This window comes from Falsiroseomonas sp. RANM36 (assembly GCF_056682175.1).
On sequence record NZ_JBWXTD010000007.1, the window covers coordinates 11,946 to 22,733 of the forward strand.

At 73.0% G+C, this 10,788-nt stretch carries 12 protein-coding genes; 9 read left to right on the forward strand and 3 right to left on the reverse strand.

Features of this window, described 5'->3' with window-relative positions; translation table 11 throughout:
* Nucleotides 1–1,096 (reverse strand): hypothetical protein (locus AC1MIR_RS24240; protein ID WP_480030743.1); only part of this gene is annotated, 1,096 nt, incomplete at its 3' end.
* Between the two features lie 171 nt (nt 1,097–1,267).
* Between AC1MIR_RS24240 and fdhD the strand changes: the two genes are divergently transcribed.
* Genes fdhD through AC1MIR_RS24255 form a run of 3 tightly spaced genes read left to right on the forward strand, consistent with a single transcriptional unit; the run spans nt 1,268 to nt 2,944 of the window.
* Nucleotides 1,268–2,170 (forward strand): formate dehydrogenase accessory sulfurtransferase FdhD, encoded by a 903-nt coding sequence (fdhD, locus tag AC1MIR_RS24245; protein WP_480030744.1) that lies wholly within the window; start codon nt 1,268–1,270, stop codon nt 2,168–2,170.
* Nucleotides 2,160–2,822, forward strand: coding sequence for a molybdenum cofactor guanylyltransferase MobA (mobA, locus tag AC1MIR_RS24250; RefSeq protein WP_480030745.1), 663 nt, complete (start codon nt 2,160–2,162; stop codon nt 2,820–2,822). Before fdhD ends, mobA begins: the two co-directional genes overlap by 11 nt.
* A complete protein-coding gene (locus AC1MIR_RS24255; RefSeq protein WP_480030746.1) occupies nt 2,819–2,944 on the forward strand; it encodes a hypothetical protein in 126 nt (41 codons plus the stop codon). The genes mobA and AC1MIR_RS24255 overlap by 4 nt, the downstream gene beginning before the upstream one ends.
* Before the next feature lie 39 nt (nt 2,945–2,983).
* Here the strand turns inward: AC1MIR_RS24255 and AC1MIR_RS24260 are convergent, their stop codons facing one another.
* On the reverse strand, nt 2,984–3,790 hold the full coding sequence (locus AC1MIR_RS24260; RefSeq protein WP_480030747.1) for an adenine nucleotide alpha hydrolase family protein: 807 nt from the start codon (nt 3,788–3,790) through the stop codon (nt 2,984–2,986).
* A gap of 141 nt (nt 3,791–3,931) precedes the next feature.
* On the reverse strand, nt 3,932–4,984 hold the full coding sequence (locus AC1MIR_RS24265; RefSeq protein ID WP_480030748.1) for a LacI family DNA-binding transcriptional regulator: 1,053 nt from the start codon (nt 4,982–4,984) through the stop codon (nt 3,932–3,934).
* A 112-nt stretch (nt 4,985–5,096) separates the two neighbouring features.
* Here AC1MIR_RS24265 and AC1MIR_RS24270 point away from each other — a divergent pair, with 112 nt between their 5' ends.
* The 6 genes from AC1MIR_RS24270 to AC1MIR_RS24295 form a co-directional block, all read left to right on the forward strand.
* Nucleotides 5,097–5,948, forward strand: a complete 852-nt coding sequence (locus AC1MIR_RS24270; protein ID WP_480030749.1) for an ABC transporter permease — start codon at nt 5,097–5,099, stop codon at nt 5,946–5,948.
* Complete coding sequence (locus AC1MIR_RS24275) at nt 5,936–6,715, forward strand: ABC transporter permease (RefSeq protein ID WP_480030750.1); 780 nt, start codon at nt 5,936–5,938, stop codon at nt 6,713–6,715. The genes AC1MIR_RS24270 and AC1MIR_RS24275 overlap by 13 nt, the downstream gene beginning before the upstream one ends.
* Nucleotides 6,712–7,506: an ABC transporter ATP-binding protein gene (locus AC1MIR_RS24280; protein ID WP_480030751.1), complete on the forward strand. Its 795-nt coding sequence runs from the start codon at nt 6,712–6,714 to the stop codon at nt 7,504–7,506. Before AC1MIR_RS24275 ends, AC1MIR_RS24280 begins: the two co-directional genes overlap by 4 nt.
* A gap of 30 nt (nt 7,507–7,536) precedes the next feature.
* Nucleotides 7,537–8,574, forward strand: coding sequence for an ABC transporter substrate-binding protein (locus AC1MIR_RS24285; RefSeq protein ID WP_480030752.1), 1,038 nt, complete (start codon nt 7,537–7,539; stop codon nt 8,572–8,574).
* A 3-nt stretch (nt 8,575–8,577) separates the two neighbouring features.
* Nucleotides 8,578–9,891 carry a histidinol dehydrogenase gene (gene hisD, locus AC1MIR_RS24290; RefSeq protein ID WP_480030753.1) on the forward strand — a complete coding sequence of 438 codons (1,314 nt, stop codon included), beginning with the start codon at nt 8,578–8,580 and terminating at the stop codon, nt 9,889–9,891.
* Nucleotides 9,891–10,788: DegT/DnrJ/EryC1/StrS family aminotransferase (locus AC1MIR_RS24295; protein WP_480030754.1), on the forward strand; the 898-nt coding region annotated here is incomplete at its 3' end. The genes hisD and AC1MIR_RS24295, both read left to right, overlap by 1 nt.

Consider the following 10,788-nt stretch of genomic DNA (forward strand, 5'->3'; position numbering starts at 1 on the left):
GCCCCCCACACCGGGGTACCGCCCCATCCGCCGGGGGCGGGCGGCCCCCCGCGCGGCGGCCCCCCCGGCGGCGCGCCGCGTGCTCCTTGGCCGACCGGCCCAGCGCCAGCGATGCCGCCAGCGCGGCCTCGGCCGGCGTCAGGCCGAACAGGCGGGAGAGGAGCGCCGGCGCCGGCTTCGGGCGCTTCGCCCGATCGCAGACCAGCAGCATCGCACCACGGAAGCCATCCAGCAGATTCCCCTCGGCCCGGGGCAGCACGGGCACGGCGCGCACCATCCAGGGCGTCGCGCCGGAGCGGCGCGGCACCGCCAGGCTGCCGGCGGCGGGCAGCAATCCGAGTCGTCCCTCCGCCGCCGCCAGCGCCGCCGTCACCCCGCGGCGCAACGCCAGCCGCACCGCCGGATCCGGCGCCTCCAGACCCTGCGCACCGAGCGCCAGGCCATCATCCTGCGCGGCCATGGCCTGTAGCGCGGCATTCGCGAAGACCAGCCGCCCCTCGGCATCGAGCAGCGCCACGCCATCCGTCAGCGCATCCAGCCCGGCCCGGAGCACGGCGCCCGAGGCCGCGCGCGCCGGGCCGAGTTGCGCCTCGGCGGCGATGGCGCGCTGCAGATGCGGGAACAGCGCCTCCAGCAGGCCAACCTCCGACTCGCCGAAAGGCGCCTCCCCGTCGCGCCGGTGGAAGGCGACGGCGCCGGAACGCTCCGGATCGCGCAGCAGGGTGGCCCCGATGGCATGGAAGGCCGCCCCGTTGGGCCGTCCCCACTCGTTCCAGATGCGGCTGCGGCGCAGAACCTCCGCCGGCACCAGCCGCGCCATGTCATGCACGCCGACCGGCCGCAGCGCCGCCGCCTGCACCCAGGGGTCGTGGCGCACCCAATAGCGCGCATAGGCCTCCAGCGGCGCCCCGGCAGCCCCGCCATGCCCCGCCGAGACGCTCTCGACCGGCTTGCCGTCCTGGTAGCGGACCAGATGCAGCGCATGGCTCGAAGCGCCGAGGGCGCGGGCCACGCCATGCAAGGCGGGGAGCAGGCCCCCGCCATCCATCAGGGCTTCGTAGAGGCCGAGCGCCAGGCGCGGGATGTCTGCCGACAAGGAAACCGTTCCGATTTCGGAAATCATATACGATAAAAGCGCCACATCCGGCGCCGCTCCGACAAGAGGAGTGGTTGATCGGGAACAAACGTTCTCACCCTGACGGGTGAAGCGCCCGCCCGCCTCGCGGCGCTTGCGGGCAGGCCAGCGCCGCCCCACCCTTTCCGCGCCATGAACACGCCCACGCTGCGCGTCCAGCCGGACCCCGCCGATCCCCGCCTGACCCGTCGGGTCGCTGGCCTCGACCACACCGGCGCGCGGATCGAGACCGCCGTCACCGTCGAGCGGCCGCTCACCCTCTACCTGAACGGGCAGGAGATCGTGACGATGATGACGATCCTCGACCGCCCGGAGGACCTCGCCCTCGGCTACCTGCTGAACCAGGGCATGCTGCGGCGCGACGACCGTATCACCGGCGTGGACTATGACGAGGATCTCGGCGTCGTGGTCGTCCGCACGGACCGGCAGACGGATTTCGAGGCGAAGCTGAAGAAGAAGACGCTGACCTCCGGCTGCGCCCAGGGCACCGCCTTCGGCGACCTCATGGAGGATTTTTCTTCCGTGCGGCTGTCTCCGACAGCCGCGTTGCGCACCAGCTGGCTTTATCGCCTGCTGCACCGCATCAACACCCTGCCGAGCCTCTACCTGGAGGCCGGCGCGATCCATGGCTGCGCGCTCTGCCGGCAGGACGAGCCGATCGTCTACATGGAGGATGTCGGCCGCCACAATGCGGTGGACAAGATCGCGGGCTGGATGTTCCGCGAGCAAGAGGCGCCCGACGACAAGATCTTCTACACCACCGGCCGCCTCACTTCGGAGATGGTCATCAAGACCGTCCGCATGGGCATCCCGATCCTGGTCAGCCGCTCCGGCTTCACCGCCTGGGGCGTCGAGCTGGCGCGGGAGGCGAACCTCACGCTGATCGGCCGCTGCAAGGGCAAGCGCTTCGTGGCGCTCGCGGGCGAGCAGCGCATCGTCTTCGACGCGGACCTCGCCTATGTCGAGGAGGAGAGCGCGAAGCACTGGCGCAAGAACAGCGCCGAGGCGCAGCAGGCGGGCGCCGATGCGGAATGACACGCTGGCCGTCGTGCTCGCCGGCGGCCTCGCGCGCCGCATGGGCGGGGGCGACAAGCCGCTCCGCGCCATCGGCGGGCGGCCGCTGCTGGACCACCTGCTCGACCGGCTGCGCCCGCAGGTGCCGGCGATCGTGCTGAACGCCAATGGCGACCCGGCGCGCTTCGCCGCCTATGGCCTGCCGGTGATCGCCGACACCCTGCCCGACCATCCGGGGCCGCTGGCCGGCATCCTGGCCGCGCTGGAGCATGCGGCCGCGCAGCATCCGCACCTGCCCTGGGTGGTCTCCGTCACCGGCGACGCGCCCTTCATCCCGCCCGACCTGGTCGCGCGGCTGCATGCGGCGCGGGAGGCCGCCGGCGCACCGCTCGCCTGCGCCAGCTCCGCCGGCCGCACCCACCCGCCGATCGGCCTCTGGCCCGTCGCTCTGCGGGAGGCGCTGCGGGACGCGCTGCTGGCCGGCGAGCGCAAGATAGACCGCTGGACCGCCCGCTTCGGCTGCGCCGAGGCCGATTGGCCGACCGCGCCCTTCGATCCCTTCTTCAACGCCAACGCGCCCGAGGACCTCGCCGCGGCGGAAGCCATCTTGCGCGCCGCCGAAGCCGGCTTTACCTCGACATCGCAAGGGTTTCCGGGGAGGCCAGCCACATGAAGTCCGTCCTGATCGGGTGCATCGCCGCGATCGTCGTCGCCATCGGCGCCTATGCCGTGCTCGACAGCCGGGTCCAGCAGACCGCCGACCAGCGCTTCACCACCACCGGCGCGCGCCTGTAGCCTGCGGGCGCGGGCCCGGCGGCGGCGCGGCGCGCCGCCTCAGGCCGCCAGCAGCGTCGGGACCGGCGGTCCCGATTGCAGCAGGTCGCCGGTCGCGCTGCCGAAGACCATGTTGCGCAGCGGCGCGTGGCGGAGCGCGCCCATCGTCAGCAGCCCGCCCGGCACCTCCCGCGCGACCCCGGCCAGCGTCTCGAGAACGCCGCCCGCGCGCGGCAGGCTGGTGAAGGTGGCGCGCGCGCCATGCCGGGCCAGCAGATGCGCAAGCTCGATGCCGGATTGCCCGAGCCGCAGTTCCTTGTCGTCGGTCACCGTGACGACCAGCGTCTCGGCCGCCGCGCGGATCAGCGGCAGCGCGCCGTGCACCGCCCGGACGGCGGCCGGCGTCGCATCCCAGGCGACGACCACCCGGGAGGGCGGGATGGCCGGCATCTGGCCGGCCGGCACCAGCAGCAGCGGCCTGCCGGTCTCGAACAGCGCCGCGCCGACCAGCATGCGCTGCCCGGCGCCGGGCGCGCGATGGACCGTGAGAAGGCCGAGGTCGCTCACCCGCACATGGTCGGCCATCACCTCGCCGACGCCATAGGCGAAGCTGCTGCGGGTGCGGATCTCGCAGTCGATGCCCCGCCGCGTCGCCGCCTCGCGGAGCCGGCCGGCCGCCTCCTCCTCCGCCCGGGCAAGATCCCAGCTCGGCATCGCAGCCTCGGCCTGCGCCGTCTCGGCGGGAAAGACGAGCGCCGTCAGATGGGCGCGATGCGCCTCGGCCAGCGCGAAGGATGCGGCGAAGGCCGCGTCGAGCGCGGTGCCTGCGGCAGGCTCGACATGGGTCGTGATCGTCGTGATGGCCATGCTGCGTTCTTCCCGGCTGGGCCGGGCGCGTTGCCCGGCGCGTCGTTGTGCGGCCAGCCTCGCCGTCACGGCCCCGGGCGGCATTGATCTGGCGCAACCGCGGCCTGACGCCGCGGTCGCGCGGCGTCGCGCCGAGGCGGATCAGCGCGCGGTTCGTCGCGCCGGCGGCGCGGTGGTGCCGCGCAGCACCACCGGCGCCTCGAGTTCCGCGGGCGGCGGCGGCGCCTGGCCGGAGGCGAGCGCGGCGAGATGGTCGGCCGCGCGCCGGCCCATCTCCGCGGCCGGTACATGCACCGTGGTCAGCGGCGGATCGCCATGGGCGAGGAAGTCGAGATCGTCGAAGCCGGTGACCGAGAGATCGGCCGGCACGACGAGCCCGGCGCGCCGCGCGGCCACCAGCGCGCCGAAGGCGAGGTGGTCATTGCCGCAGACGACCGCGGTCGGCGGCTCGGGCAGCGCCAGCAGCGCGGCCATCGCGGCGCTGCCCTCGGCGACGCTGTAGGCGCGCTCGGCCAGCAGCGGCGGCGCCAGCGTCAGCCCCGCCTCGGCCAGCGCCGCGCGCACGCCGGCGATGCGCGCCGCCGCGCGGTCATTCCCCTGCGCCAGCCCCGCGATCATGCCGATGCGCCGGTGGCCGAGCGCGAGCAGGTGGCGCGTGACGCGCGCCGCGGCGGCGGCGTTGTCGAAGCCGATGCAGGGCAAGGCGCAGCCTTCGGCGCGATGCATCCAGGTGACGACGGCCGGCAGGTCGGGCGGGAGCAGCGCCCAGGTCTCGGGCTCATGCGCGGCGCCGACCAGCAGGATGCCGTCCACGCCGCGTTGCAGCAGGGTGCGCAGCCCGCGCGTCTCGGCCGCGGCGTCGTAGCCGGCGCTGGCGACGAGCAGCGACATCCCGTGCGTGTCGAGGCGCTGCTGGAAGGCGTCGATGCAGGCGGCGAAGATCGGATTGTCGAGCGTCGGCACCAGCGCGCCCATCGCGCCGCTGCGCCGCGACGCCAATGCGCGCGCCGCGCCGTTGCCGAGATAGCCGAGCCGGCGCGCGGCATCGGTGACCCGCGCGCGCAGCACAGGCGTCACGCTGCCGGGCTTGTTGAGGGCACGGCTGACGGTCGCGACGGAAACCCCCGCCGCCTCGGCCACATCGCGGATGCCGGCTCGACCACGCACGCCGGGTCTGTAAGCGGTTTCTTCCATGATTTCAAGATTTTCCGCATTCCCTGTTGACATCCGGCGGGCCTGCATGCTTGCCTTCTGAAAACGCTTACAAGAGTCCCGACGCTTCGGGGACAAGGCAGGAAACGTCAGGATGTCGGCACCCGACTTGCCGGTGCAGGGCCGCGCCCAGCCCGGCCTGTCCGCACCGCCGCGCACCGCACGCCGCCTCCCGCGCTTCGGCATCGGGCGGCGCGCCGCCGTCGGCGCACTCAGCCTGGTCGGGCTGCTCGTGCTGTGGTGGGTGCTGACCACCGGTACCGGCATCGTCGCCCCCTATCGCTTCCCCTCGCCCGCCGAGTTCCGCGGCGCGCTCGATCAGTTCGTCACCGACGGCTATGCCGGCGGCACGCTCTGGGTGCAGGCGTGGCATTCGACGCGGCTCGTGCTGATGGGCTTCGCGGTGGCGGTGGTCACCGGCGTGCCGCTCGGCCTGCTGATGGGCGTCTCGCCGCGTGCCGAGGCGCTGCTCAACCCCGCCTTCCTGCTGGTGCGTCCGATCCCGCCGCTGGCCTGGATCCCGCTGGCGATCGTCTGGCTCGGCCTCGGCGACGCGGCGAAGGTGCTGGTGATCTGGTTCGCCGCCTTCGTGCCCTCGGTGATCAACACCTGGACCGGCGTGCGCGGCGTGGACCGCACGCTGATCGCCGCGGCGCGCGTGCTCGGCGCCGGGCGCTGGCGCATGCTGGCGGAGGTGATCGTCCCCGGCGCCCTGCCGATGATCTTCACCGGCCTGCGCCTGTCCCTGCAGGCATCCTGGACCACCCTGGTCGCGGCGGAGCTGGTCGGCGCCTTCTTCGGCCTCGGCCGCGTGCTGGACGCCGCCTATCGCGACATCAACCCGCCGATGATCGCCGTGGCGATGGTCGTGGTCGGCATCCTCGGCGCCGCCACCACGCGCCTGGTCGCGGAAGCGGAGAGGAGGCTGATCCCTTGGCGCAGCTGAGACCGCTGGAGCGCTGGCTGCTGACGCTGCTCGGCACCGTCGGCTTCTTCGCGCTGTGGCAGGGCGTGGCCGCGTCCGGCCTCGTCACGCGCAACGCCCTGCCCTCCCCGGCCGAGGTGCTGGCCACCGCCTGGCAGCTCAGCTTCGAGACCTTCGCCGGCCACACGCTGCTGCAGCACCTGGCGGCCAGCCTCGGGCGCTTCGCCATGGGCTTCGGGCTCGCCGCGCTGGTCGGCGTGCCGCTCGGGCTCGCGATGGGCCGCTGGCGCCTGCTCGACGACATCGTCAGCCCGATCTTCGAGATGCTGCGCTTCGTCGCGCCGCTCGCCTGGGTGCCCTTCGCCGCGCTGTGGTTCGGCACCGGCATCGGCGGCCCGGTCATGGTGATCTTCGCCGGCGCCTTCCCGCCCTGCCTGATCAACGCCTATCGCGGCGCCAAGCTGGTCGAGCCGCGCATCGTGGAGGCGGCGCAGGTGCTCGGCGCATCCGGGCCGCGCATCATGGCCGAGGTGCTGCTGCCCGGCAGCCTGCCTTCCATCGTCGCGGGGCTGCGCGTCTCCGCCGGCCTCGCCTGGCAGTCGCTGATCGGCGCGGAGCTGATCGTGGCCTCCGCGGGCATCGGCTACGTCATGGTGCAGGCCCAATCCAACCTGGCGCCGGCGATCGTCATGGCGGGGATGCTGGCCGTCGGCGTGGTCGGGCTCGCGCTCGATGTCGCGCTGCGGCGCACGGAAGCGCTGGTGAAGGCGCGCTGGGGGCAGGCATGAAGGACATCCGCTTCGAGGGCATCGGCAAGGCCTTCCCGACCCGCGGCGGCGGGGAGTTCGTCGCGCTCGACGACGTGACGCTGACCGTGGCCGAGAACGAGTTCGTCGCCGTGGTCGGCCCGTCCGGCAGCGGCAAGACGACGCTGATGCGCATGGCCGCGGGCCTCGACCATCCCACTTCCGGCCAGGTGACGGTCGGCGGCAAGCGGGTGACCGCGCCCGGGCCGGACCGCGCCGTGGTCTTCCAGCAATTCGCGCTGTTCCCCTGGAAGACGGTGCGCGAAAACATCGCCTTCGGCCTGCGCTGCCAGGGCGCCTCCCGCGCCAGGCAGGACGAGGTGGTGGCGCGCTACCTGAAGCTGATGAGCATGGAAGGCACGGAGGACCGCTTTCCGCACCAGCTCTCGGGCGGCATGCAGCAGCGCGTCGCGATCGCGCGCTCCTATGCGATCGAGCCCGACGTGCTGCTGATGGACGAGCCCTTCGGCGCGCTCGACGCGCAGACCCGCACCGTGATGCAGGAGGAGCTGGTCCGCCTGACGCGGCGGGAGCCGCGCACGACGCTCTTCATCACCCATGCGGTGGAGGAGGCGGTCTATCTCTCCGATCGCGTGGTGGTGCTGGCGCGCGATCCCGGCCGGCTGCGGGAGATCGTGGATGTCGCCGCGATCCGCGCGTCGGAAGGCTGGGACACGATGCCGATCGACGCGGTGATGGACCTGCCGAGCTTCACCCATCTCCGCACCCATGTCTGGCGCCTGCTGCGCGATCAGATCAGGCCCGACGACTGAACGACACCCGGAACAGGAAGGAGAACGTCCATGAATCGTCGCATGCTGCTTGCCGCCGCCCTCGCCTTGCCGGCCATCCGCCCGGCCACGGCGCAGGGCCTGTTCACCATCAAGGTGTCCTACCAGCCCTCGCTCTACTGGGCCCTGCCCTACTTCATCGCGAGCGAGAAGGGGTGGTGGCGCGAGGTCGGGCTGCAGCCCGAATTCTCCACCTTCGCCGCCGGCGCGCCGCAGGTCGCAGCCCTTGCCGCGCGCGCCTGGGATGCGGGCGGCACGGGCTCGGCGCCGGCGGTGCTCGGCGCGCAGCGCTTCGGCCTGCTCACCGTCGGCATCACCAATGACGAGAGCGCGGGCAACGCGCTGGTCGCACGCCGCGCGGATGTCGAGCGCATCCGCGCCAATCCGTCCTCCCTGCGCGGCCAGCAGATCCTGCTGACCACCAACTCCACCGGCGAGTACGCCGCCTTCGCCTGCCTGGAGAAATGGGGCCTTTCCAAGCGCGACGTCACCTTCGTCAATCTCGGCCAGGCGCAGATCATCAGTGCCTTCTCCTCGGGCAACGGCACGCTGGCCGGCGTCTGGGCGCCCAACATCTACACGCTGCAGGAACGCGCGGAGGGCGTGGTGATCTGCTCCGGCAAGGATGCCGGCGCGACGGTGCCCGGCGCGCTGATCCTGCGCGCCGACTTCGCGCGCGAGCAGCCGGACCGCGCGGCCGCCTATCTGGCGGTCTATCTGCGCTCCGTCGCCTGGCAGAAGCAGAACCGCGCCGAGACCATCGAGCTCATGGCGCGCTTCTACCGCCAGGGCGGCGTGACGCTGCCCGAGCAGTACCTCGCCGCGGAGATCGACACGCGCCCGACCTTCACGCTGCCCGAGCAGCTTCGCCTGCTCGATCGTTCGGCGGGCGCCTCGACCGCGGATGGCTGGTTCGCGAAGCTCGGCGAGTATCTGAAGGCGGTCGGCACGCTGCAGGCGCCGCCCGAGCCGCGCAGCTTCGTCACCGACGAATACCTGAAGCGCGTGGCCGGCGACGCCCGCCTCGCCGCCTTCGCGGAAGGGCGCTGAACGATGGCGGTCACCTGGCTGAAGCGCGCCGCCCGGACGCCCGCCAGCAACGAGGACGCGGCGCGCGAGGTGGCGGGGCGCATGATCGCCGCCATCGAGGCCGGGGGCGAGGCGGCCGCGCGCCGCTTCGCCCGCGAGCTCGACAAGTGGGAGGGCGAGATCCTCGTCACCCCGGAGGAGATCGCGCGCAACGCCGCCGCGATCCCGGCCCAGGCGAAGGAGGACATCGACGCGGCCATCGCCAATGTCCGCCGCTTCGCCGAGGCGCAGCGCGGGAGCGTGCGCGACTTCGAGATCGAGGTCTCGCCCGGCGTCATGGCGGGGCAGCGCGTCGTGCCGGTGAACTGCGTCGGCGCCTATGTGCCGACCGGCCGCTACGCCCATATCGCGAGCGCCTATATGGGCATCGCGACGGCCAGGGCGGCCGGGGTGCAGCATGTAGTCGCGTGCAGCGCGCCCTATCGCGGCGGGCCGATCCACCCCCTCGTGCTCTACGCCATGCACCGCGCCGGCGCCGACACCATCCTCACGCTCGGCGGCGTGCAGGCGATCGCAGCACTCGCGCTCGGCCTGTTCAGCGGGCGCCCGGCGGATGTCATCGTCGGACCGGGCAACAAGTATGTCGCCGAGGCGAAGCGGATGCTGTTCGGCCGCGTCGGCATCGACGTCTTCGCCGGCCCGTCCGAGGTGCAGGTCATCGCCGACGCCACCGCCGATACGGAGATCGTCGCCGCCGACCTGGTCGGCCAGGCGGAGCACGGCCATGAATCGCCCGCCTGGCTGGTGGCGCTGGATCGCGCCTTGGCGGAACGCGTGCTGGCGCGCGTGCCGGAGCTGATCGCCGCCCTGCCGCCGACCGCGCGCGACGCCGCCGCCGCCGCCTGGCACGACTATGGCGAGGTCGCGGTCTGCGACACGCGGGAGGAAGCGGCCACGCTGTCCGACCGCTACGCCTGCGAGCACCTGGAGGTGCAATGCGCCGACCTGCCGTGGTGGCGCGAACGGCTCACCAACTACGGCAGCCTGTTCCTCGGCGAGGAGAGCACCGTGGCCTTCGGGGACAAGTGCAGCGGCCCCAATCACGTGCTGCCGACCAAGGCCGCCGCGCGCTATTCCGCGGGCCTGTCCGTCCACAAGTTCCTCAAGCCGCTGACCTGGCAGAGCGCGACGCGCGACGGCGCGAAGCGGCTTTCCGAGATCACCGCGCGCATCTCGCGGCTGGAAGGCATGGAGGCGCATGCGCGCACCGCGGACCTGCGGCTGGCGCGCTGGTTCCCCGGCCACAACCTGCCGCTCGGCGAGCCGGTCGAGACGTGATGGAACAGGGGGCCGCGCCGCTGCGCCTCGCACGCGATCTCGGCACGCCGCCGGCGGTGCCGGAGGATGCGATCGCCGCCGCGCTCGCCCTGCTGCGCGACGGCTGGCTGCACCGCTACGGCGAGACGCTGGGTGACGCCTCGGATGCCGCGCTGCTGGAGGAGGAATTCGCCGCGCATCTCGGCCTGCGCTACTGCGTCGGCGTGAATTCCTGCGGCAGCGCGATGTATCTCGCGCTCCTCTGCTCCGGCGTCCGGCCCGGCGACCGCGTGCTGATGAACGCCTTCACCCTTGCCCCCGTTCCGGGCGCCATCGCCCATGCCGGGGCGGAGCATGTGCTGGTGGAGGTGACGCCCGATCTCGTCATCGACCTCGACGACCTCGCGCGCAAGGCGCGCGGCAGCGGCGCGCGTCACCTGCTGCTGTCGCACATGCGCGGGCACATCGCCGACATGACGCGGCTGATGGCGCTCTGCGACGATCTCGGCATCGCCGTGATCGAGGATTGCGCCCACACCATGGGCGCGCGCTGGGCCGGGCGGCCGACCGGCACCTTCGGACGCGTCGGCTGCTTCAGCCTGCAGGCCTACAAGCACGTCAATGCCGGCGAAGGCGGGCTGATCGCGACCGATGACGAGGACATCGCGGCGCGCGCGATCCTCTACTCCGGCAGCTACATGCTCTACCGCCAGCACCGCGCGCGCCCCGCCGATGCGGTCTTCGCGCGGTGGAAGGACGTGACGCCGAACTTCTCGCTCCGCATGTCGAACCTCGCGGCCGCGGGGGGGCCGGCGCTCAACGCGGTGGGCCTGCCGGTGGCGCGCCCGGACATCGCCCCCATGCGCGCCACCCACGCGCCCAGGCGCCCCGCACAGGAGGAGCAGCAGCGGGAGCGCC